This is a genomic window from Endozoicomonas acroporae, assembly GCF_002864045.1.
GTDB lineage: Bacteria > Pseudomonadota > Gammaproteobacteria > Pseudomonadales > Endozoicomonadaceae > Endozoicomonas > Endozoicomonas acroporae.
Window position 1 is genome coordinate 14,954 of record NZ_PJPV01000024.1, and the last position, 24,876, is coordinate 39,829.

The 24,876-nt window shown below is 47.3% G+C and carries 13 protein-coding genes; 8 read left to right on the forward strand and 5 right to left on the reverse strand.

Annotated elements, in window-relative coordinates; translation table 11 throughout:
• The first annotated feature begins 10 nt into the window (after positions 1–10).
• From brxC to CX664_RS04310, 7 genes are all read left to right on the forward strand, one after another.
• Positions 11–3,673, forward strand: coding sequence for a BREX system P-loop protein BrxC (brxC, locus tag CX664_RS04280; protein ID WP_101745536.1), 3,663 nt, complete (start codon positions 11–13; stop codon positions 3,671–3,673).
• A 4-nt stretch (positions 3,674–3,677) separates the two neighbouring features.
• The gene (pglX, locus tag CX664_RS04285; RefSeq protein WP_101745537.1) at positions 3,678–7,349 is read left to right on the forward strand and encodes a BREX-1 system adenine-specific DNA-methyltransferase PglX; all 3,672 of its coding nucleotides are present in this window, start codon (positions 3,678–3,680) and stop codon (positions 7,347–7,349) included.
• 12 nt (positions 7,350–7,361) lie between these two features.
• The gene (locus CX664_RS04290) at positions 7,362–9,629 is read left to right on the forward strand and encodes a PglZ domain-containing protein (RefSeq protein WP_101745538.1); all 2,268 of its coding nucleotides are present in this window, start codon (positions 7,362–7,364) and stop codon (positions 9,627–9,629) included.
• A gap of 34 nt (positions 9,630–9,663) precedes the next feature.
• Positions 9,664–11,715 carry a protease Lon-related BREX system protein BrxL gene (gene brxL / locus CX664_RS04295; protein ID WP_101745539.1) on the forward strand — a complete coding sequence of 684 codons (2,052 nt, stop codon included), beginning with the start codon at positions 9,664–9,666 and terminating at the stop codon, positions 11,713–11,715.
• Positions 11,716–11,922: 207 nt separating this feature from the next.
• Positions 11,923–13,074, forward strand: a complete 1,152-nt coding sequence (locus CX664_RS04300; RefSeq protein WP_206679220.1) for a DUF262 domain-containing protein — start codon at positions 11,923–11,925, stop codon at positions 13,072–13,074.
• Entirely contained in the window at positions 13,067–14,113 is a 1,047-nt protein-coding gene (locus CX664_RS04305) for an AAA family ATPase (RefSeq protein WP_101745541.1), read from the forward strand. Before CX664_RS04300 ends, CX664_RS04305 begins: the two co-directional genes overlap by 8 nt.
• Before the next feature lie 7 nt (positions 14,114–14,120).
• Positions 14,121–14,897: a hypothetical protein gene (locus CX664_RS04310; RefSeq protein ID WP_101745542.1), complete on the forward strand. Its 777-nt coding sequence runs from the start codon at positions 14,121–14,123 to the stop codon at positions 14,895–14,897.
• Positions 14,898–14,955: 58 nt separating this feature from the next.
• Here the strand turns inward: CX664_RS04310 and CX664_RS04315 are convergent, their stop codons facing one another.
• Positions 14,956–15,384: an RDD family protein gene (locus tag CX664_RS04315; protein WP_244910623.1), complete on the reverse strand. Its 429-nt coding sequence runs from the start codon at positions 15,382–15,384 to the stop codon at positions 14,956–14,958.
• Between the two features lie 52 nt (positions 15,385–15,436).
• On the opposite strand from CX664_RS04315, the gene ydiJ reads away from it, so the two are divergent.
• Complete coding sequence (ydiJ, locus tag CX664_RS04320; RefSeq protein ID WP_101745544.1) at positions 15,437–18,514, forward strand: D-2-hydroxyglutarate dehydrogenase YdiJ; 3,078 nt, start codon at positions 15,437–15,439, stop codon at positions 18,512–18,514.
• A 155-nt stretch (positions 18,515–18,669) separates the two neighbouring features.
• Here ydiJ and dmsD read toward each other — a convergent pair whose 3' ends face one another.
• The 4 genes from dmsD to CX664_RS04340 all read right to left on the reverse strand — a co-directional run bounded on the left by dmsD (position 18,670) and on the right by CX664_RS04340 (position 24,830).
• Positions 18,670–19,263, reverse strand: coding sequence for a Tat proofreading chaperone DmsD (dmsD, locus tag CX664_RS04325; protein WP_101745545.1), 594 nt, complete (start codon positions 19,261–19,263; stop codon positions 18,670–18,672).
• Positions 19,264–19,357: 94 nt separating this feature from the next.
• On the reverse strand, positions 19,358–20,107 hold the full coding sequence (locus tag CX664_RS04330; RefSeq protein ID WP_101745546.1) for a class I SAM-dependent methyltransferase: 750 nt from the start codon (positions 20,105–20,107) through the stop codon (positions 19,358–19,360).
• A gap of 47 nt (positions 20,108–20,154) precedes the next feature.
• Entirely contained in the window at positions 20,155–22,362 is a 2,208-nt protein-coding gene (gene glgB, locus CX664_RS04335; protein ID WP_101745547.1) for a 1,4-alpha-glucan branching protein GlgB, read from the reverse strand.
• 2 nt (positions 22,363–22,364) lie between these two features.
• Positions 22,365–24,830, reverse strand: coding sequence for a glycogen/starch/alpha-glucan phosphorylase (locus tag CX664_RS04340; RefSeq protein WP_101745595.1), 2,466 nt, complete (start codon positions 24,828–24,830; stop codon positions 22,365–22,367).
• Positions 24,831–24,876 lie beyond the last annotated feature (46 nt).

Consider the following 24,876-nt stretch of genomic DNA (forward strand, 5'->3'; position numbering starts at 1 on the left):
GGGATAAGTTATGACAGCCATTCAAGATATTCTGAAGATCGACCTGCAAGAAGACATTAAAAACGTAATTGACCTTGAAGATCGTTCTGAAATCGAAATCAAACAGGAAATCGAATCGTACATCGTTACGGAAGGCATTAGTGAACATCTGGATGAGTTTCTGGGTCAGTTCACCTCGAACATCAAAGAAACCGGTGTCTGGCTATCGGGTTTTTACGGTTCCGGTAAGTCTTATTTTGGTAAAATGCTCTGCCATATCATCGGCAACCCGACGATTGCAGGCACACCGGCCAGAGATCGATTTATTTCCCGTATTCAGGGTGTTAACAATGAAGCCCTGCTGGAAAGCACCATCCGCAAACTTGATAGTATTAACAGCCGCGTTATCTCTCTGGATGTTGCCAAGCAGAACACTGAGAAAGGTCTGGCCTTTACTTTGTTTGCCAATTTCTTGAAGCATCTGGGTCTGCGTAATGATATATACGGTTACATGGAGTTCGATCTTCTTCTTGAAGGTAACTACGACGAATTCAAAACGGTTGTAGAACGCATCGAATCCACAGAGTGGGATGACCTGAAAAAGAACAACCGGCTGGTTGCCAGAGCGATGCGTAAGGCCTTTATTGAAATGGGCCATAGCGAAAAAGACTACGAAGACACCAGAAACGTTTACAGCGCTAATATCGAAAATTTTGATGCCACAACATTAAAAGCGGAGCTGGAAAAATACCTCGCGAAAAACACCGATGAAACCCTGGTATTTGTCTTCGACGAAGCCAGCGAAGCCATCAAACAGCAGAAGTTCACCTTGCTGGACCTGGAAGGCATCAGTGAATCTTTATCCAGCATTAACAGCAAAGTCTGGACCATCGCCATTGCCCAGGAAAAACTGGATGATGTTATTAACAACGCCAACGTCAACCGCAGCCAGTTAACCAAAGTTACCGACCGCTTTAAAACCAAAATCCATCTGGAATCCACCGATGTCGATGTGATTATCCGCACCCGTCTATTGGAAAAAACCGGGTCGGCGCACAATGATCTGCTGGATTATTACAGCAAAAACGAAGCGGCCATCACTGACAGCACCAACCTGAAGTCTGGTTTCCCGACCAAAACCACTTCAGCGGAAGAATTTGCTACCTACTACCCATTCCATAAATATCAGTTTGATATTCTGCAGAAATTCCTGTTCAGCTCCAATGCGCTGGTCGCCACCCAGATTGCCGCCCGTGGGATGATCATCACCACCTTCGATGTGCTGCGTAAACAGATGCGTGAGCAGGCGCTGTACAACTTTACACCAGGCTTTGCCATTTGCACCGAGGCGCAGACAGCACCACCGGTTGACTTGGTTAATAAATACGACAGTGCCCGTAAAGTTCTCAAAGAGAACGACAGCTCCATCGATGGCGAAAAGCTGCTGAAAACCATTCACCTGCTGGCGGATTCAGAAGTGGTCTCCCCCACGGTAGAAAACATTACCAAAAGCTACATTACCGATATTGCCAGTTACTATGGGGTAAAACCCAATATCGAAGCCGCTTTAACCCTGCTGGTTGAGGCCAAAGTACTGCTGCTCTCCAACCACAACTACAAAATCACCTCCGATCTTGAAGGCAAAATGCTGGAGGAGATGAAAGATTTTGATGTTGAGCTGTTTACTAAAAAGCGTGAGCTGGTCAAGTACATCAAGGATTACAAAATATTCAACAGCGTTGCGTCCTACAGCGATGCCGGTGACAGCTTCAAGTTCAGTATCACTTCCGATCAGGATGATGAATTAACCGGTTCCGCAGGCAGTAAACATCTGAAACTGGTTGCCTACAGCCTGTTTAACATCAATGAAGACCGTCAGGATTTTATTGAGCAGATCAAACTGGATACCCAGTATGAGAAAGGCCAAATCACCCTGATTCCCGACACCACAAAGTTCGCCGACATAGACAAACTGCTCGGCGACATCATGCGCTTTGGTTACATGGAAGTGAAGTACGCTTCCGAAAAAGATCAGGCCAAACGCCAGATCATCCGGGAATTTGAAACCATTCGGAAGGATAAGCAAAACACCCTGCAGGACCTGATTCAGAGCGCCTATCAAAACGCCACTCTGGTTTACCTGTTTGATGACCACCTGCTGGATGAAAACAGCTTTAAAGGCAGCATCGCAGACAACCAGCGCAAAATGGTCAAAAACCTCTACACCAAACGGGTATCCAGCCAGCTAAATGATGCCCTGGTGCCCAAAATTTTCAGCGCCGATAAGGAAAGCCTCAGCAAGCTGTTCAGTGCTGCTGATTTCAAATTCTTTGATGGTCACGGCAACTTTATTGGCGATCATCTGCGCATCGTCGAAGAGATCAACGAAAAAATTAAATCCCGCTATGTGGATGGTAAATCCCTGGAGTCGGAGTTAAACGGCAAGCCCTGGGGTTATCAGTACGGTACCATTGTCGTCACACTAGCGGTACTGTTGCGGGCAGGCCGTCTGGCAGTGAAACATGGTGGCAATGATCCTTATTTCTCCCATGATCAGAAAGAGGTACATAACGCCTTTACCAATGCCACCAAGTTCAAGTCGGCCTCCTTTAAATCCATTACTGCGGCATTAACTTCCAGCCAGAAGGACAATGCCGTTCAGATACTGATGAACCTGGAAGTCGCTGACCATATCGGTCGAAAAGTTGACTGGAATACCAACGACTTTGATCTGGCCGACAGCATCCAGCAAATGGCGCAACACTTTATTGATGCCATTGGCACACTCAATAATAGCGTTGATCAGTTTGAGAACCTGTTCCCGACAGTGGCCGAACTGAAATCGGTGTTGCAACCCTTTACCGGCAAAACCATCGACAGCAATTACATCGAAAAAGTGGAGTACCTGCTCAACAACAGCGATGACTTCTCCAATGCCATTCAGGCCATTTTAAAAGCCCAGGGCTTTATCAAGAAAAACTTCCGCAAGGTGGAAGCGTTCAAACGGTTTATTGAGGATGTGCGCAGTGAACTGAATAAGGCAGACCGCAAAGACACCACCATTGCAGAGGCCCATGAAGAGTTTGACCGGTTATTCAAAGCGGATATGGTCAAAAACTTTGGCAAACTGCAAGACGAAGTACAAACCGTTAAAGACGGTTACTTCAAGCTGGTAAAAAGTGCGGCTGCGACCATGAGCCAGCAATACCAGCAACTCAATGGCAAAATTGATAAAGCCCTGCGGGAGTTAAAGGCGAACTATCCGACAGAGCCAAACAAGCTCAATCTGCAAAAGCTGGAGACCCTGCAAACTTATACTACCAAGCGGATAGTCAATGAGCCGGTGCTGGATTACAGCATTACTTGTGCAAATTGCGACTTCTCCCTGTCTGACATGCTCAACTACACCGCTCAGGCACCGCTGAAAGAGACTGAGCTGTTAGTCATCTCAAGCAGCTTTATCAAAGATGAACCTAAACCTCCTGTTATCGGTGGTAGCGAAGAAGAAGGCACTACCGGAACAGGTACCACGGTAATCCCAGTCGCCCCCGCCATGCCGAGAAAAATCACGCTGGACCTTTCCGGGCGTGTGATGACCGTGAGCCAATACAAAACATGGTTAACCAATCAGTTAACCGCCCTGGCCTCCGCCAAACCCGAAGACAAAATTGAAATTGCCGTAGAAGGTTTTTAATCCCATGAAATTAGCAGATCACGTTGACAGCCTGCGGGAGCTGATTGAGGGTGCCTTCGATAAGCAGTTTGCCCGTCTTGGTTTTGGCTCAACAAAGCAAACTGACGTTGAGAAACTGTCGGAAAAAGTTAAGCAAAAGCGGGCACGGTTTAACAGCATGCTCGCCAGTCATGAGGGGGAAACCGGCAGCTACCAGAGTGGTCGGGAAAAATTGATTGATGAACTCACCTTTACCCTGTTTAACCGACTGGCCGCCATCAAAGTGATGGAGGCCGCCAGCCTGTTCCGCCCGATCCTGACCAAGCAGATGGAGCACGGTAATCGCTCCTTTGGTCATAAGGCCTGGCTGGAAGACTATCCCCATATGCGGGATGAAGAGCTGGAAGGGATTCGGGACTATATCAAACACGCCTTTGACGAGCTAGGGCAGACGTTGCCCCTGTACAGTAAAGAGTACCCCTATGCCCTGCTGCCGGACCCCATCAGCCTGAATGAGATTATTGAGCGGTTTAATGCGATAGAGCAGGATGCCCAGGTGGGCAGCGATATCTGGCTCAGTGATGATGTGCTGGGCTGGATGTACGAAAGCTACAACAACCAGAAGAAAAAGGCCCATAAAGACAGCAAGGCGAAAACCGAGTACGACAAGGTTTCCCTGCAGTCCCAGGTTTATACCCCACGGTGGGTGGTTGAGTTTCTGGTGCAGAACTCTCTGGGTAAGTTGTACCTGGAGATGTATCCCGACTCTGAAATAAAGAAGGCGTATAAAATTGCCAATGTGCCGGAAACCCGAGTCCGTGAGCGCAAGCCACTCCATGAAGTAAAAATTATTGATCCGGCCTGTGGCTCGGGTAACTTCCTGCTTTATGCCTTCGATTTTTATTATGCGCTCTATCAGGATCAGATCGATAACTACGGTGCAGACTACGAAGAGAAAGATATTCCCAAACTGATTATTGAGAATAACCTGCACGGTATTGATCTGGATGATCGAGCGGTGCAGCTGGCTCAGTTGGGTCTTTATATTAAGGCTCGGAAGAAGCGTCGTACCATTGGTGAATTGAGCTTTAATGTGGTCTCTTCTGACTTCTACCTACCTAACTACAATGAAGTGCGTACTATTTTTGAAAATGGTTCATCGCTAATGCCCAAACAGAAGCAGCTGATTGAAAAAGTTTGGGGTGATCTACGTTATGCCTATAAATTTGGCTCGCTAATTCATATAAATGATCAAATGAACCAACAGCTGAAGCAACTTGAAGAAAAGGTTGGTGGTGATTTGTTTGGTGCAGTAGATGTTGCAGAGCATAAAAACTTTGCGTCTACTTTTTTTACTAATTTGGCAAAAGCTGTTGAGCAGTTTGCCAAATCCGGGGCCAACACCTTTTTAACCAGCAAAGCTCGTGACGCAATCACTTTTCTTGAATTGTTGACAACTGAATATGATGTTGCTGCAGCTAACCCACCTTATACTGATACTTCTGAATTTGGCCCTGATCTAAAAAAATTTATTGAAGCTAATTTTAAAAAACCAAATAAATTCCATACCAATCTGTACGCATCATTTATAAAAAGGTGTTTTGATCTAACTGCTATAAATGGAAAAATCGCATTAATCCACCCTGACACTTTTATGTTCATTAAAACTTTTGAGGGTGTTAGAGAGTTTATTATACAAAACACTCATATAGATATTTTTGTACACTATCCACAAACAGGCGGAGTTTTCGGTATTGGTATAATTTATCCGTCTTTTTATGTTTTAGAAAAAAATAAGGTTTCCCAAACTTCTAATTTCATAAACTTATCAAGTCCTTCAGGAGGCAGGGATAAAGAGATCAATAATTTCAAAGATCGATTATCTAACTGTATTAAGGGAGTAAATGATTCATTTAACTACAAGATCGAGCAAGAAAAATTCAAAGCCATTAAGTCCTGGCCATTTATTTACTGGATATCAGATTCTTTCAGAAGTAAGTTTGAAGGTACGACAGTTAATAGTAAAATACATGTAACCGAAGGGTTTAAGTCAAACGACAACCAAAAGATATTAAGATACTTTTGGGAAATAATGTTTCCATATACAGAAGATCATCTCTGTTATTACTTATACACTAAGGGGGGGGATTATAATAAGTGGTATGGTAACAATTGGTTTGTCCTCAAGTGGGAAGATTCAGGAAATAACCAAATTAAAAATGGCGCAAATTTAACTGCTAAAGATTATTATTTCCAAGAAGGAGTGACGTATAGTAAGTCTAGCAACAGAGGGAATTCATTCCGATATTTAGAAAAAGATGTGATTTTCGATAGCGCAGCCCCTTCAATGTTTGATAAAAGCTTCTCAAACCTTAATGTTTTACTGGCTACTATGAACTCAAAGTTGGTTCAGTCTATTTTGAAATCGCTAAATCCATCTGTAAGTTCACAAGTTGGAGACATAAAGCGAGTCCCTTTGGTTGATTTTCCCAAAGAGTCAGAAAGAAATATTGATAGATTCGTTCAAGAGATAATCAGTATAAAGAAAACAATAAACTCTTTCTCATTAATAGAGCCAAATTACTCTGAGAGCATCTTCGTCAAAGATTTTAGTCGTTCTTTTGCTAACTCAGCGAAGAACCTATTAAATATTGAAAATCACTTGGCTTGCAAAATACTAATAATTGAAAAGCTAATTGATGAAATTGTCTTTAAAGAATATAAAATTACCGATGAAGACAAAGATCTTATTATATTGAAAGAGGGAGAGAATATAGCTTCATATCCAGTATTGGAAGAAGCGCGAGAAGAATATTTGGCATTTGAGAAATCTCATCCAGAATTATCAGTGGCAGATATCAGAGGCTTCATATCAGAAATTTCAACTTTAGAATTTTCTACTGAGCAACAACAAATTATCGAAAAGGAATTCTCAAACCTTTATCAAAAAAATAATGACTTTGAGGGGTTTTGCAATCGGCATAAAATCAACCCTATAAACATTTGGTACTGGTTTAAAAATAGCAAAATCATACCAAAACAGCGAATGAATTCCTTAGCCATGGAGTTTCTTGTTGATATAATTCGTGAGATTTTGATGGATGATGAAGATGGAATAGTTCCATTGGTTTCAAATGCTGGTGAGAAAGTACTAATAGACCGTATCGAGGAAGTATTTCAGAAAAAAGGTTTCACCTCAGCTCAATATTCCAGCTTTGATTCTGTATTAGGTCACACCATAAATGACTACACAAATAAATACTTCTTTGAAGAACTGACTGAGTATCTTAACTTATTCCAATATCTGCCAAAAACTCCCTTTATCTGGCATCTAACCAGCGGCCCGGAACAAGGCTTTGATTGCTACATCATTATCTACAAATGGAGCCGTGATAAATTGATGCGCCTGCGTTCGGTCTATATCGAAAACCGTGAACGCGCTTTGGCGAACCGTCAGAGCGACCTGGCTGATAGCGAAAGCGCCGAAGCCCAGAATGAGAAGGCCCACATCTTCAAACAGCTAAAAGAGATCGACGCCTTTAAGAAAAAGATCGATGAGCTACTGGCGGAAGGCTATAACCCCATTCTCGACGATGGTGTGGGTAAAAATATCGCACCGCTGCAGAAGAAAAAGATGCTGGCTTACGATGTGCTCAATGCCGGTCAGCTGAAAAAATACCTGAACGCCGACTGGTAAGGATGCCCAACAATGATTGATTCCTGGTTTAACGACGATGTACAGCGCATTCTGGCACATCACCCGGTGGCGGTGTTTATTGATGCCAGTGGTGATGCGGAGTTTCTGCTGAACACCCTGCCGGACCATTGCACAATCCATAAGACGAGCAGTGATCTGGAAGAGCTTGAGGCCAAGTACCGTATTGAAAAGGCGCTGCAAGCACAGCCAGCTTCCGGCCAGAAGTTCCTGGTCTATACCCAGCGAACCAAAGATGAGCTGAAGTTTGTGCGGGAATACTGCGAAACCCACGGTGTGATTGAAATCCGTTATTTGCAGAATTACATCAAGGATAAGGTGCATCAGACGCTGAATCTGAATATCAACCTGCCCCAGAGCGAGTTGGTGGCGGCCGCGAAAGTCAGTGTGGGTAAAGATAAGTCTTACTGGTTTGACCTGAGCCATAAGGGCGTATCGGAGATTTTTGACCTGGAGAAGGAACTGCTGCCCTTTGTTCATGCTCCGGATACCTTTGCCAGCAGCCATTACGATGCCCAGATACGGGAAACCTTCTATCGGCAAGTGAATACCCTGCTGGGCCAGGAGTATATGGACAAGCCGCCGGCGACACTGGCCAGTGAGGTGGTGAATGCCATGCTGGATGGCCTGGCCAGCAATGCTTGCGATAAAACCCTGTGGTCGGTGTATACCGGCTGGCTGGATTCCAACACCTACGCTTCATCGTTTCCTGACTATCTGCGCCCCTATTCAGCTCAAGGTGGCACACTGAACGGTGTGGATATCTGGCATGTGCATCCGGATCATCCATTTCGGCAAGTGGATGAACAATGGCTGAAAGCCGTCGGAGAACAGCTGGCGAGTAATACTCTGGATAAACGTCTGCTGGATAAGTTGAAGCAGCGACATCACAGTAAGCAGGCTCAGGCCCTGGGTATCCGTTTTTGGGCGGACCTTCTTACGCTGTTGAATGTTGATTCAGGACTGATGAATAGCCTGGGTTCTTTAAGTGATTGTATTGACTATTACAAGGCAAACTTCAGTTCGCTGGATACCGCCATCCGCAACCTGTACACCGAGTTTCTGAATCAACCTGAGTTGCTGGAGCCGTTTCAGACCCGTTATAAAGAGCTGGTGACCATTTTTATGGATAAGTGGTTCCGGTACTTTGATCAGTATCAGGAAAACCAGACCGGTACCTTGCAGCGAATTATTGATCAGAATACTGGCAAGAAGATAGCGGTGATTGTTGGTGATGCAGTGGCTTATGAAGTTACTGAGCAGATTGCTTTACAGGTTAAGGGGCAGTTTAAGCTGACCCGGGATGCTATCCTGGCGGATTACCCCTCTGAAACTGAAAACAATATGAGCCATATCTATATGGACAATGGCAGTATTGTCGCTGTTCAGGGGCAGCGGGAAAAATATCTGACAGAGCAGAATGCCGGGAACACCACCATCGATTACCTGAGGCTTGATGAAGTGAATGATCAGGCCCGAGCAGGTCAGGTGTTGATCTGCACTTATAAGGACATTGATGACCTGGGAGATAAGATCGACCATAAGGCACTGAAATTTTTCCCAGGTGCTATCGCTTTTGTTGCCGAGAAAGTATCGCAACTGCTGAACAGTGGTTATAACAAAGTCTATCTGATCAGTGACCATGGCTTTGTATTAACGGGTATGCTCAGTGAAGCGGATAAGATTGTCGTTAAGCCCACGGGTGAACACTATATTGATGAACGATTTGTCAGAACAGCTGTGCAACAGCCTGACCTGACCTCTCAGTTTATTGAAAGGACCAGAGATTATAACGAGTTCAGCTATTTGTACTTTGCCCAGACCATGAACCCGTTCAAGACGCCTGGTACTTATGGTTTTTCTCATGGGGGGCTGGCACCACAGGAGTTGATCACCCCTTACTTCTGCTGGGAGAAGGAAGCTGATGATATCGGGGAGCTGGCAGTATCCATCGCTAACAAGAGTGACCTGAGCGGCGTGGCGGGAGACTATTATCAGATTAAACTTGAGCCTGAAGCGGCTGAAGATAATCTGTTCACCGGTGAACGTAAGGTAGTGATGGTCTTTTTTGCGGGTAAACAGCAAGTCAATACCAGCGATATTATTACTATCAGGAACGATGATAGTGCCGTGGTGAAAGAATACAGTTTCTCTGGCTATGATGAGATCGAAGTACAGTTATTAGATGCCAGCACAAAACAGCATCTTGACCGGGCGACCGTTAAGCGAAATAACGACCGGGATTTAGGCGGGTTACTATGACGCCAGCGGGAGGATTTGAATTGAGGAATGGGCAATGGCCGTGCTGAATGAGTTGGACTTTAAGCTGCTGGAACATTTCCGGGGCTACGTGGTGAAAAAAGACCTGGTGCGGCTGGTGAAGGTAGGTGCTAACGTGCCTGTCTTCGTGCTTGAGTATCTGATCGCCAACTCCTGCTCTACCGATGATGAAGAGAAGATTCGGGAAGGCATGGAAAATGTAAAGCGCATTCTCAGTGAGCACTATGTGAACCCGGAAGAGAGCGCCCTGATTCATTCCAAGATTCGGGAGAAGGGGCGTTACAAGATTATCGATAAAATTTCGGTGGAGCTGGATTCCAAAAAGGATATCTACTGGGCCAAACTCCAGAACAGTAATATCACCCATGGCAATATTCGTGACGGGCTGGTGAAAGAGCACGAAAAGATGCTGATGGGCGGTATCTGGGCCATTATCGATGTGGAGTATGATCCAGATATCCGGATTGGCCAGCATATCTATCCGTTTGTGGTCACCAGCATCAAACCGATTCAGCTCTCTTCTTTTGATAACAGCAAGATTATCAACAAGCGCAAAGAGTTCAGCAAAAGTGAATGGCTGGATATTTTGCTGCGCAGCTGTGGTTATGAGCCCAGTGCTGAAGGGGTCAATGACCGGATCAAGATGCTGCTGCTGGCCCGCTTGCTGCCCATGGTGGAAAGTAATTTTAACTTTATTGAGCTGGGGCCACGTTCAACGGGTAAGTCGTTTGTCTTTAAAGAGCTGACGCCTTATGCGGTGTTGATTTCCGGTGGCCAGGGGACGGTGGCCAAGCTGTTTGTCCATGGCTCTACCGGCAAGGTGGGGGCTGTTGGCCAGTGGGATGCCATCTGTTTTGATGAGGCGACGGATAAGATCTTTAAAGACAAAGATGCCGTGCCACTGATGAAAGACTATATGGAGTCTGGCTCGTTCTCCCGGGCCGGGGCCGGTGGTGAGATTACCGGTGTGGCTTCGATTATTCTGAACGGTAACATTAACCAGCCAGTTGAGACGGTGTTGCAGACTTCCCATCTGTTCAGCCCGCTGTCTGCCGAGGTGAGCAACGATACGGCGTTTCTGGACCGTCTGCATTTTTATCTGCCAGGCTGGGAGATGATCAAGTTTGCGCCGCAGCACTTTACGGCCAACTTTGGTTTCAGTACGGATTACTTTTCGGAAGCGTTGAAATCGTTCCGGCGGGTGACGTATACCGATGCGCTGGAAAACTTTTATTCCCTTGGCTCACACCTGAAGCAGCGTGATACCAAACCGGTTAAGAAGACGGTTTCCGGTTTTATCAAGCTGTTGCATCCGGATGGTGAGTACACCAAGGACGATGTTCGGGAGTACCTGGAAATCGCCCTGGAAATGCGTCGTCGAGTCAAGGAGCAGTTAAAGCGCATTGGCGGTATGGAGTTCTGGGATACCAACTTCTCTTACATCGACAAAGAGACTCAGGAAGAGCATTTTGTTGGCCTGCCGGAAGAGAAGGGCTCTCACCTGATTGAAAATACGCCGCTGCCGCCGGGTGTCTGTTATACCAGTACCAGTGATGGTGATAATGTGGCACTGGTGCGGATTGAAGCGGTTGCGGTTTCCGGCTCTGGCAAGCTGAACATTACCGGTGTTAGCAGCAACAGCGTTAAGGAGAATGTCAAGAACACCTACCAGTATATTAAGGCCAATGAGAAGACGATTCTCAGTGAGCAGCACTCGCTGAAGAATTTCGATATCACCATTCAGGTGACTAATATGCTGGGTTCTTCTGTTTCATCTGGTATTGGTTCTGCGGTGTATATTGCGATTGTCTCGGCGCTCTACAAGAAAAACCTCAAGGCTGGGCTTGCAGTGTTGGGGAATATCTCGGTGGGTGGTGCTATTGAGCGGGCCATTAACTTTGCGGATAAGCTGACCATGTTGTCTGAGAACGGGGCCAAGTCGGTGGTGGTGCCTATGGATAACCTGGTGGAGCTGGCTAATATCCCTGCCACTGTTTTGGGCAACACTGATGTTCCTTTTTATCAGAATAATCAGATGTTGATGCAGAAGGCGATTTTGCTGGATTGAATGGCTTGATGCTACGCTGTGTCCATTTGACACAGCGTTGATTTTCTCTGTTTGAAATTCAAAATGAAGTTAGTAGTAACGTTATGAGCAGTCACGAGTTTTTAATTGTTATTTTAACTTATGGCAGCTGCTGCCGTTGTGATGGTTAAGACTAGAATCTCTTATTCTCTGCTGTGACAATGGATTCACAGTGAATATCCGGATGATATGATGAACTCAATTGCGCCCAATGAGACTGCCACCAAGGTAAATCCTACTGATGATGAGATTGAAATTGAGAATCAGGAAGAGCTTGAACTCAATGCTCGCCCTCATCAGATGGGTACCAATACTGAGGTACGTATAGCGAAAGAACAATCCAGTGTGTTTGAGCTGTTGCGCAAGGAAAAAAATAATACATTGGTGTTGGCACCGGACTTTCAACGTATTGATGTTTGGGACAAGAAGCATCAATCCGAGTTGATTGAGTCTGTTTTAATGGGCATTCCCATCCCACTGATCTATCTGTTCGAAGATGAAAACGGGATCAGACAGATCATTGATGGCAAGCAGCGTATCACTGCGTTGAAACGATATCTTGAAGGACAGTTCTCACTCACATCATTGACCATGCTGCCTCAATTAAGTGGCAAAAAATTTGATGATATTCCACCCGTTTTACAGGCTAAACTGGAGGACTATCAGCTTCACTGTTACGTTATTCAACCGCCGACACCTGAGCTAGTGAAATTCAATATTTTCGAGCGTGTCAATCGTGGTGGCGTCAACCTGAACAAGCAGGAAATGCGTCATGCCCTGTACCAGGGAAAATCTACTGAACTTATCAGGTTGATTGCAGAGAGTCCGGAGTTCCAAACCGCAACTGGTGGGGGAGTTAAATCCAACCGAATGCGTGATCGCTACCTTGTGTTGCGATTTGTTGGGTTCTACCTGAGAGAGAATAATCTGTTGTCGCCGCAGATTACTTACCATTCAAATATTGATGCATTTTTAGCCTTGGTGATGAGGTTTCTAAACACGAAAGCGCCTGACACCACCCTTGATACAGTAAAGCAAGCGTGTCTAAAGGGCCTCAAAAACGTGCATAGTATTCTGGGTAATGAAGCCTTCCGTTTTACCCCAAAATCAGGTGGAAACCGGCGTCCAATTAATATGGGCTTATTTGAAACATTAGTGTTTGCTTTTGAGCAACTGGATTTATCGACTATAAATCCAGAGGAAGCATTACATCTGGTTGAGCAGGCAAAATTGAAAATAGAGGATGAAGGTCTATTCTCCGGGTCTATTGACACTACTGACAATGTAAGAGCCCGGTTTGAGATTGCCAACTATATAGTCAAAGAGCTTAATTATGCTTAACAAATTAATCATTAAAAATTTAAAGTGCCTGGCAGATGAAGGCCTGCTGCTAAAGCCATTAACCATTCTGACTGGTGCTAACTCGTCAGGAAAATCTACTGTTATCCAGGCATTAATGCTGCTAATCGGGCATAGTCAGGAAGTGAATATTTTCAAAATGGAGGAGTTATTACTCCACCTTGATAATTTCACTGCAATACGAAACAAGACAACCAATGCAAAAGAAATATATATTGAAGTAATTAGTACTGATGGGCAAAACCACCGACTTGAGCTAACTGATAATTCAGCAGAAACCGACTCATCGCTTCAGTATTACTTTGAAGCAAAAGAGAGTCAGCAAGAGTTACTCTATTTGAATGCTAATCGTGTTGGTGCGGAGGACCTTACTGCAGTGTCTCAGCAACGCAAGGTTGGTGAGTATGCTCAGTACTTATTTTCTCATTTTGAAAGAATTAAGGGAAAGTCACTTCCTGATTATCTAGTCAAATATGAAGGTTCGAATACACTGGGCTATCAGTTGAGTCAATGGTTAACCGAAATCACCGGTTCAGAAATGGAACTAAAAACGGAGCTGGTTGGTGATCGTGTAAAGGTTTTTTATAGTGCTAACGATATTGGCAGTGAGATATCTCCGTTTAACCTGGGAGCAGGTGTCAGCTATATTGCCAAAGTTCTGATTATCTGTTTAATGGCAAAACAAGGGGACCTGGTGCTTATCGAAAACCCGGAGATACACCTGCATCCTAAGTCACAAGCACTGATTGGTGCTTTTCTATCATTTATTGCAAGTAAGGGTATTCAGTTAATTGTAGAAACTCATAGTGAGCACTTGATTAATCGTATACGACTCGAGGCTAGTAACGAAAATATTTCCAGCGATGACGTGGTGGTTCATTATAAACCTTCTTCTGAAACCCATTTTCAGACTTTACTACTTGATGCTTTTGGTCACTTTTGTGATCAGGACGAAGTTCGACAGAGCTTCCCTACCGGCTTCTTCGATGCAAGCGTTGATACGCTTTTGAGCTTAAGGTAGTCGGTGTATGACGGAAACAAAGTACAAAATAGTGCTCTCTGACAAGCTGTATAGCATCTATCAAAAAGCTACAACTCAACATCCTTTGAGTTCTAAAGAGAGGAAAGCTTATGAGCTATTGCTTGAAAATATTGAACATAAAATTCTGACCAATGCTGCTCAACTCAAGCGCTGCAAAGATTCTCACGGATTACCAAAAGAAGTATTTGACGACTTGTATCCGGCGCTGCTTGCTCAAGAGTCTCATAAAGACTTAACTCTCAGAGAGCTTTCTGAAAAAACACTTTTCAAGCTTATTCTTACTCAGTCGGAAGATGAAGATCAGCCTCCTTTTCTGAATATTAAAAAGAAAAATATTAACCGAAATTATACTATCACTCATTTGCATGATGAAAATCGACAACTTTTGCAAGACTACCTTTCTAGTGTATTTCAAGATGCTGATACGATATTAATTTATGATAAGTATTTTTCCAATCATACTGAGAACGAGCAATTATTTAACTTATTGCCCAATAAAGAGATTGAAATTCAATACATAGAAAACGCGCCAGCCAGTGGAGATAGAAATAGCGAATTTATAGGGAGCTGTTGTAGAAAAAACAAGTTATGGAGTCTTCAACAATGCGATACAACCACTCCTGGATTCAATAGATTTGCCCGTTCCCATGATCGCTATCTGCTCATAAATAACATCCTGGAAATCACACTGACGAGTGGTTTTTATTATATATGGAATTCCAGCAAAGAAATTACCTGTGTAATCAGGGCAATTAATACATAACCCCTTCTAAACCTGAGCTTTGTATTGCCCCAGCTCCGGAGCAATACCTTTTATTTCTTCACCTAAATTGAACCGGCTCTTTTGATGTATCACAAATAACAACGGTTCCTGCGAGCTTGTCGTGCCAACCCTGTTTTCGCTTGTCTATGCCGATCCAGATAAAGCCAAGCCCTAAAGGCAGCATGGCAATAATGTAGGCAAAGTATCTGCCTATTGCCTGACCTGTGCTCATTTTTTTACCGGTTGTGGCATCAACCACTCGTAATCTGGTCGCCATTTTTCCGGGGGCTCCCATATAACGTAACCAGAACCAAATGGTTGCTGCGAATGGGACGACATATCCTGGCAATATATCCCAAAACCCATATATCAATTTATCGTCAACCCAGTACTCTTCACCATAAATAAAGGACAGCGGGATATATAAATATTCTGCCAGTGTATGTATAAAAGAGCCAGGCTGCCCCAAGGTTAATCGCAAACCCACCACCTTTTGTTCCCTACTTTCCCTGCTTTACGTACAATACCCCACGGGATTGATGGGGAGTAAATCTGTGATCAGTAGGCTGGATCAGAAAACAACAAACACTTTATATAGCCACTTTGCCCGTGAGCTGGCCTCTGCTGGCTTCAGCGGGGATATTGAGCTGGGCTATGCCGACCGGACCGTTCTGGCAACAGACAATTCAATCTACCAGGTACTGCCAGAGGGAGTGCTCTACCCTCGCTCAACGGCAGACATCAGCAAGATTCTCACCCTGACCAACAAGTCGGCATACCATCAGATCGTCGTGTCTCCCCGTGGTGGCGGTACCGGCACCAATGGTCAGTCGCTGACGTCTGGTTTTATGGTGGACACCAGTCGTTATATGCACCAGGTGCTGGAGATCAACACCAAAGAACGCTGGGCCAGGGTTCAATCCGGCGTGGTCAAAGACTACCTGAACGAGCTGGCGGCGAAAGAAGGCCTGTTCTTTGCCCCGGAACTCTCCACCAGCAACCGGGCAACCGTGGGCGGCATGGTGAACACCGATGCCAGCGGTCAGGGTTCTGTGGTGTATGGCAAAACCCGACACCATGTACTTGAACTGACCTCAGTGCTTGCCGATGGCACGGTATGGAACTCCTCACCAGTGGATAACGATCAACTTGAGCAACTGTGTCAACGAGAGGATCGCATTGGCGAGATTTATAACACCCTGAAAAAGACCCACCGCGAACATCAACAACAGGTGTCTGACGTATTCCCCAACCTGAATCGAAACCTGACCGGCTATGACCTGGCCAATATTGTCAATAAAGATAACCAGCATGATCTGAATGCCATTCTCTGCGGTTCCGAAGGAACCCTGGCCATCATCAGTGAAATCAAAGTTAACCTGCTGCCTATTCCCAAACACTCTGCCCTGGTGCTGGTTTTCTACAGAAGTTTCCAGGACTCGCTGCAGGATGCCCAGACACTGATGTCTGCCGTGCCAGATTCCATTGAAACCATCGACTCCCGTGTGCTTGGGCTGGCAAAGGCTGACAGTGTCTGGGAAAGCGTCAAAGGCTTCTTTCCCGGGCAGAGTGATGATATTGACGGCATCAACTTTGTCGAGTTTACCGGCGACAATGAAGCGGAGATTCAGCAGGGTATCGCTCGCCTGAAAGCCGTACTGGAACAACCGGTCAGTATCTGGCGTGCCGGTCACAGCGTAGTGAACGGCACCGGCAATGTTAAAAAAATCTGGAACATGCGCAAGCAGGCTGTCGGGCTGCTGGGCAATATGAAAGGCGACGCACGACCTATACCCTTTGTGGAAGATGTGGCGGTTCCTCCGGAAAATCTCGCTGACTTTATTCACGCATTTCGGGCACTACTGGACAGTCACCACCTTTCCTATGGCATGTTCGGGCATGTGGATGCCGGTGTTCTCCATGTCCGCCCGGCCATCGATATGAAAGACCCGGAACAGGAGAAACTGGTCCGGTTAATCAGTGATGACGTGGCCGCCCTGGCCAGAAGTTATGGTGGTGTGCTCTGGGGCGAACACGGTAAAGGGATCCGTTCGGAATACGCACCGGACTTCTTTGCCGAACTCTACCCGGTGCTGCAGGAAATTAAAGGCGTATTTGATCCCTACAACCAGTTAAACCCCGGCAAGATTGCCACCCCCGCCAGCGAACCGGTTCAGCTGCTGAAGATTGATGAAGTGCCCACCCGTGGCCAGCAGGACCGGGAAATTGAGCGCAATGCCTTTGCCGCGTTTACCAGCAGTTTGTACTGCAACGGCAACGGTGCCTGCTTTAATTACAACCCCAACAGCGCCATGTGCCCCACCTGGAAAGCCACCTATGACCGGACGCAATCCCCGAAAGGCCGCTCTGGCCTGGTGCGGGAGTGGCTGCGGTTACAAACCGCCGCTGGTGCTGATATTGCTGGCGAAAGCCATAAGCTCCGTCAGGCGGGCCCACTCTACAACGGTGGTCAGAAACTGATAAACCTGGTGAACAAATGGCGGGGTGAAGAGGACTTCAGTCATCAGGTGTATGGCGCTCTGGATAACTGCATGAGCTGTAAGTCCTGTGCCGGACAGTGCCCGATTCAGGTCAATGTGCCCGATCTGCGTTCCCGTTACTTTGAGCTTTACCACGGCCGTTACCCGAGACCGGTCAAACACCATGTGGCCGGTTTACTGGAGCCAATGCTGCCGGTACTCGCCAGGATCAAACCGGCTTACAATCTGGTTATGGGCTGGTCAGTGGCCAATACCCTTGCCAGCAAAACCATTGGTCTGCAGGATATTCCGGTGATTACCAGTTCATCGCCGGTTAACGACTGCTGTCGTGCTGGTGCGGCCATTGCCAACCGCACGTTGCTGGATGCCATCCCCGATAGTGAACGGGATAAAACCGTCATTATTATTCAGGATGCCTTTACCAGCTTTTTTGAAACACCGCTGCTGACCGACCTGGTTGAGCTGCTGATTCGTCTTGGCTACCGCCCATTGATTGCCCCTTACCGCCCCAATGGCAAAGTACTCCATGTCTATGGTTTCCTGGGTCGGTTTGAAAAAATCGCCAGAACCAATGGTGAGGAGCTGAAAGTACTGGCCGACAGTGGCATCAGCCTGGTGGGCATTGATGCGGCGGTTACCCTGACCTATCGGGATGAGTACCGGGAAGTGATGGGCGACAGATCCCCGGAAGTACTGCTCCTGTCCGAATGGTTCGCCAAACAGTCAGAAACAATACGTCAGTTGCAATTAAGCCTTGCCTCCGCTGAGGCAGAAGACTTTGTGCTACTGGGCCACTGCACAGAAATCTCCAATGTCCCCGCAGCTCCTGCTCAATGGCAACAGTTATTCAGTGACCTGGGCCTTAAACTCACCTATAAAGCCACCGGCTGTTGTGGGATGGCAGGCATCTACGGCCATGAGACCCGTAATCAGGAAACCTCAAGAAAGCTCTACGACATGAGCTGGAAGGAGGTTGTGCAGAACCCTGAACACAATGGCAGGCTGGTGGCCACCGGTTATTCCTGTCGCAGCCAGGTGAAACGTTATGGTGATGGCAAGATTCCACACCCGGTTCAGGCACTGCTGCAAGTGATGAAACAACAGGCTTTGAATTAGCCAGTTTTTTGAACCACAAAGACACGAAGACACAAAGGAAGCCTTTTTTGTTTGCCGAGCGTAGCTCAGGCAAGTCCATAAAAAACTTTGTGTCTTTGTGCCTTTGTGGTTCCAGTGCTTGTGCGACAGCCCTCTTATATTGCGGTGAAACAATCTTATCGATATAGCTGATGGGTTGCCGCCGTCACATCATACGCTGCTGAGACTTCCTTCAGAAATTCATCAGCCACCACCGCCAGCGCACGGTAAAAGCCACTCTCATCCGCCTCTGCCAGCAATTCCAGATAACGGCCAGACCATGGCAGCAGATGGGTGCCAAGCAATTCCACCAGCGCATCGTCATTCTCCGTTTCCATAAAGTAAGCCATGGCCAGAATCATCAGGCCAAACTGATCTTCCGGCTCATTCAAATCGGTATCCAGTTCCACCTGGTTTGCTCGCAGAAACTGCCGGTAGGCCTGCGCCGTTTCACCCAGCAGCAAATTCTCCCGGTCCAGATAAACCGATCCCCAGGGCGGCGCTGGCATGGAGCCCTGCCCCTCAAACAACAGGGAAAATTGATAAGTCAATTCCGCTATATCCACAGAACACAGCTGTGCAGCAGCTTCTTCAATAACAGAAGGATTCTGCCAGTCCAGCAGAGCAGGCAGCTCAGCCAGTTCAGCAATAACGCTACCGGCTTCTTCGGAGGTTGGAGAGTAATAAAACAGGGTTCCCAGCATTCTGGGAAGAACGGCAATAGCAGACAACTCGGCACTTCCTGAAATCAAACGTACGCAGACGACTAACTATAGTAGCGGGCGATTTTCTTGAGTATATGGACTAATACCGAAAACCTTTCCCTCACTTCCTGAACGCCTCAATTGCCACAATAAACGGATCGGCCTGATACGCTGCCCAGTAGTCGCCTCCCCTGGCCTGAAGCCCTTCTTCCGATACGGCTGGATAAAGCACATTCACGTTGGTCAAACCAGCCTCTTGCAAGCACTGAACAATGGTATCGGTAGACCAGCAGTAATCGGTAAAATGAACCGCAGTTTCCCCGACTTGAATGGCCAGCTCAAACGGATCACCGTCCTGCAGGTTTGCCACAGCGTCCACTTTTTTTCCATAGCAGTCATCCGGTGTCTGAGGATTACCCTGCACCCGGGCATGACGCTCAGAATCCAGCGCCAGCAGATAACTACAGCCGCCCGGTGACGTATGATGCCAGAGGGTTTCGGCCAGCTCTTTCAGATGGTTCAGGCTGCCCAGGCGACAGGTCAGCCAGAAGGCCAGCACCGCAGAAAATGAACGCTCCAGTCGCAATGTCGTTGGATCCGCCTGCTTGTACTCAATACCCGGTTCAGCAGACTCGCTCAACTGTATAGCCCGATCCAGCATGGCCGGGCACTGATCCACACCCACCACATACTCAGCCCCGGCTGCCAGGGCAAGGCGGGAAAAGAAACCTTCGCTGCAACGCAGGTCCAGAACAGAATTTACCGGGTGTGTCACAAACAGACGTTTTACATAAGGGGTGTAAACATATTTGCCAACGGGGGACTCAGCCACTGCAATGGCATAATCATCCGGCGTGAAAAAATGACTCATATTCGCGCATCCTTAATGAGCTGTTTGCTCAAATCCAGAGAAATGGATTATTCGGTCAGGTGTAAGAAAACCGTCGCTAATGGCGGTAGCGTCATCACTAATGAATGCAACTGATGATGCATTGGCACAGGCTCTGCCACCAGTGACCGTTCATTCAACACACCACTGCCGGCAAACTCACGACTGTCGGAATTCAACACCTCTTTCCAGACACCGGCTCCGGGGACTCCCAGCCGGTAATGGGGTCGGACCACCGGGGTAAAATTACAAATGACCACCACCGGTGAGTCATTGAAGGTATGCCGACTGAAGGCAATGACTGACTGAAGCACATCATCAGTAATTAACCACTGAAAACCCGTTGGGTCATAATCGGAATGCCATAAAGCAGGTAAGGACTGATAAGTGGCATTCAAATGCCTGACCATAGTCGTCAGGCCACGGGAAAATTCTTTTTCCTCCGGTAATAACCAGTCCAGCTGACCATCGTGATTCCATTCACGGAAGGAACCCAGCTCCGCGCCCATAAACAACAATTTTTTACCGGGATGCCCAAACATATAACCGTACAAAGCGCGAAGGTTGGCAAACTGCTGCCACTCATCACCGGGCATTCGGCTGAGCAATGTGCCTTTGCCATGGACCACCTCATCATGGGAAAGCGGTAAAATAAAGTGTTCACTGTCGTTGTACACCATACTGAACAGGATCTGATCATGGTGATAACGACGATGCTCCGGGTAGCGAGCCAGGTAATTCAGGCTGTCATGCATCCATCCCATATTCCACTTGTAACCAAACCCCAGTCCGTTGTCGTAAGTAGGCATCGAGACGCTGGGCCAGCTGGTAGACTCTTCAGCAATCATCATGGCATCGGGATAGTGCTGATATACGGCTTCATTCAGCTCCCTGATAAACTGGACGGCCTCAAGGTGCTCATTACCCCCCAAAACATTGGGCTGCCACTCTCCCTCTCCCCTTGAATAGTCGAGATAGAGCATGGAAGCGACCGCATCCACCCGCAGACCATCCACATGGAACTGTTCAAACCAGAACAACGCATTACTGATCAGAAAGTTTCTGACCTCCGGGCGTCCGTAGTTATAAATATGTGTCTGCCAGTCCGGATGCCATCCCCTCTGGGGATCTTCATATTCATAAAGGTGGGTACCATCAAAGTGGGCCAGACCATGACTGTCAGAGGGAAAGTGTGCCGGAACCCAGTCAAGAATAACCCCGATACCGGCGTCATGAAACCGGTCTATTAAGGCTTTCAACCCATCCGGATCACCATAGCGGCTGGTTGGCGCAAATAAACCCACCGGCTGATAACCCCAGGAACCATTAAAAGGGTGCTCGTGAAGCGGGAGAAATTCAACATGGGTAAACCCCATTCCTTGCACATAAGGCACCAGTTGTTCAGCCAGCTCAGTGTAATTCAGCAGCTGCCCACACTTTCCTTTTTTCCAGGAGCCAAGGTGTACCTCATAAATACAGACCGGTCGATCTAACCCCTGGCGCTGATGCCACACCGTATTCTGCCATTGATATTTTCGGCAATCATAGACAATGGATGCATTCCCCGGTGGCTGCTCCGCATAAAAGGCAAAGGGGTCCGCTTTATGGGGCAGAAGCTGCCCACTCTGATCTTTCAGCTCAAATTTATAGAGATCCCCCGCTGTCACTTCAGGAATGAACAACTGCCATATACCACTGTTACTGCTGGCCATTTGGTGTAGCCGACCATCCCAGTGGTTAAATGAACCAATCACACTGACACTGCGGGCATGAGGCGCGTAAACACGAAACATCACGCCTTGCCAGCTATGGCCTGAAAGCGAAACAGAATGAAGGTGAGCACCCAGGGTATGGTGCAGCCGGTTGTGGCGGATGACCGGCTCTGTACGACAAAGACTGGAGAATTGATAGGGGTCGTTAGCCCTGAACTGATGATGCTGGGCATTGGTGACCAGCAGGTGATATGCCAGAGGCCGTGAGATATCCGGAAATTTCAGTTCGAACAGGCCCGGGGCAATATTGTTAGCGGGGCCCAGGTCATTCCCTGTAACCTCATCAATAACATCCACACCTATGGCATCTGGCTGCCATATTCTTACCACCAGCCCCCGACCGGTTCTGGCGGGATGCCAACCGAGCAAATCAAAGGGTCTTGCACAGCAGGTATTCAGAAGGTCATCCAGCACGGTGTCCCGGCTATCGGAATCCACCCGGATATCGTCAAGGGCACCAGCCATAATCAGCTCCCCTGAACAGCAATATTCCAGATAGTTTTACAGTAGTCGACAATGGATCGATCCGATGAAAACTTGCCCATGGATGCGGTATTAATGATCGCCATTCGCCACCAGTGGGATGGGTTCTTCCAGGCTTGAACGATCCGGTCATGGGCGTCACTGTAAGACTGGTAGTCAGCCAGGGTCAGGAAGTAGTCAGAATCCAGCAGAGATTCCACCAGAGGACGAAAGGCATCCGGCTCGTCAGGGCTGAGGTCTCCCGAGGCCAGCCAGTCAATAATCGCCTTCAGTTCTTCATTGTGCTGATAGACATCCCGGGGGTTATAACCCCGCTGACGCAGATCACTGACGTCATCCACCGTCTTGCCGAAAATAAAGATATTGTCCTCGCCCACCTCTTCAGCAATTTCCACATTAGCGCCATCCAGGGTTCCTATGGTTAACGCGCCATTCAGGGCAAATTTCATATTCCCGGTACCTGAAGCCTCAAAACCGGCAGTGGATATCTGCTCAGAAACATTGGCCGCAGGAATGATTTTCTCAGCCAGACTGACCCGGTAATTGGGCAGGAACACCACTTTCAGCTTGTCCCGGATGCGGCGGTCATTATTGATCCGCTCTGCCACACGGTTAATGGCGTAGATAATGTTTTTCGCCACCAGGTAACCCGGTGCTGCCTTGGCTGCAAAAATAAACACCCGTTGTGGTACATCCAGGTCCGGGTCCTCAAGCAGACGACGGTAAATCGCGATGATATGCAAAAGATTCAGTTGCTGCCGTTTGTATTCATGCAGACGCTTGATTTGCACATCAAAGATCGCCTCAGGATTCACTTTGACACCGCACAGCTCATCAATAACACCAGCCAGGTGTTTCTTATTGTCCAGTTTGATCCGGGCAAATGTTTCCTGAAACTGTGGATCATCAGCCCGGGTCTTTAACTCGCTTAATTGGGCAAGATCGCTGCGCCAGTCGCCACTGAGTGTTTGATCAATCAGCTCAGCAAGTTCAGGGTTACAATTGGCAAGCCAGCGCCTCGGGGTTACACCATTGGTGACATTAACAATTTTCTCAGGCCAGAGCTGGTCAAATTCCGGGAAGAGGTTTGCCTTCACCAGCATTGAGTGCAGAGCAGCCACACCATTGACTTTATGACTGCCGATCACCGACAGGTATGCCATACGTACCATTTGTGGTTCTGCAGGGTTTGCCGGCTCTTCAATAATGGACAGGCGTCGTTTCATCTGATGGTCACCGGGCCACTGTGCTTCTACCTCCTTATTCAGGAAGTGGTAGTTCAGTTTGTAGATCAACTGCATGTGTCTGGGTAAAACCCTTGCAACCAACCCCTGAGGCCAGGTTTCCAGGGCTTCAGGCAGCAGTGTATGGTTGGTGTAGCAGAAAACGCTGCGGCATACTTCCAAAGCCTTGGTAAACACAAAATCCTCTTCATCCATAAGGATTCGCATCAGCTCAGGCACAGCAATTGCCGGGTGCGTATCATTTAACTGAATAACGACTTTACGGGTAAATTCTTCCCAGCCTTTATGCTCACGCTTGTAACGGGCAATAAGATCTGCCAGCGAGCAGGCAACGAAGAAATACTGCTGAATAAAGCGCAGCTCTTTGCCTTCCGGATGACTGTCGTTTGGATAGAGCACCTGACTGATATTTTCTGCGAGTATTTCCCGGAATCTGGAATCCTGATAACGACCGGCATCAAAGCTGTCCAGGTCGAACCCTTCTGTCGCCCGACCCTCCCAGAGGCGCAAGGTGTTAACACGCTCAGTGTTATAGCCGGTTATTGGCAAGTCCCAGGGGACACCGAGCACTTCCTGGGTACCCTCCCACAGCTTTTTGCCATCAACTTCCCTGACCTTGCCATATAACCGGATAACCTGTTTTCTTTTCGGTTTTTCAATGCCCCAGGGAAAATTGTCTTCCCGCCAGGCATCCGGGCTTTCCACCTGTTTACCGCTAACAAAGCCCTGCTTGAACAGACCGAAGCGGTAATTAATGCCATAACCAAAAGCGGGAACGTTCAGAGTGGTCAGTGAGTCTAGAAAACAGGCGGCCAGTCGTCCAAGCCCGCCATTACCCAGTGCCGGGTCCGTTTCGTATTCCAGAACATCCGCAAGGCTCACGCCAAAACTGGCCATGGCTTGCTCAGCCTGATGGTAGATCCCCAGATTATGGAGGTTGTTGCCCAGCAAGCGCCCTACCATAAACTCAAGTGACAGGTAGTAAACCCTTCGGGCTCCCTGGTCTTTTTCATCCCTCCGGGTACTCCTTGTGCGATCCAGATTGATCTCCCTGGCCAGCAGGCTTAATGCTTCCCAGTAATCTCCGGGGGTCGCTTCCTCGGGTTCAACCCCGAGAGACTGTTCAAGATGACGACGAATTCCCTGTTCAATCTGAACCGTATCCATATTACGAACTGAACTCAGATCTACATTGATTCTATCCATATCAAACATTCTCTTGTGGCAGCTCAAGCTTTTCAGATTGATCAAT

Bases quoted from the DNA above. Each gene is read 5' to 3' on its own strand.
- CX664_RS04310 (WP_101745542.1), top strand. From the start codon at position 14,121: ATGACGGAAACAAAGTACAAAATAGTGCTCTCTGACAAGCTGTATAGC.
- brxC (WP_101745536.1), top strand. From the start codon at position 11: ATGACAGCCATTCAAGATATTCTGAAGATCGACCTGCAAGAAGACATT.
- CX664_RS04305 (WP_101745541.1), top strand. From the start codon at position 13,067: ATGCTTAACAAATTAATCATTAAAAATTTAAAGTGCCTGGCAGATGAA.
- CX664_RS04330 (WP_101745546.1), bottom strand. From the start codon at position 20,107: ATGAGTCATTTTTTCACGCCGGATGATTATGCCATTGCAGTGGCTGAG.
- CX664_RS04340 (WP_101745595.1), bottom strand. From the start codon at position 24,830: ATGGATAGAATCAATGTAGATCTGAGTTCAGTTCGTAATATGGATACG.
- CX664_RS04300 (WP_206679220.1), top strand. From the start codon at position 11,923: ATGATGAACTCAATTGCGCCCAATGAGACTGCCACCAAGGTAAATCCT.
- CX664_RS04290 (WP_101745538.1), top strand. From the start codon at position 7,362: ATGATTGATTCCTGGTTTAACGACGATGTACAGCGCATTCTGGCACAT.
- glgB (WP_101745547.1), bottom strand. From the start codon at position 22,362: ATGGCTGGTGCCCTTGACGATATCCGGGTGGATTCCGATAGCCGGGAC.
- brxL (WP_101745539.1), top strand. From the start codon at position 9,664: ATGGCCGTGCTGAATGAGTTGGACTTTAAGCTGCTGGAACATTTCCGG.
- ydiJ (WP_101745544.1), top strand. From the start codon at position 15,437: ATGGGGAGTAAATCTGTGATCAGTAGGCTGGATCAGAAAACAACAAAC.
- pglX (WP_101745537.1), top strand. From the start codon at position 3,678: ATGAAATTAGCAGATCACGTTGACAGCCTGCGGGAGCTGATTGAGGGT.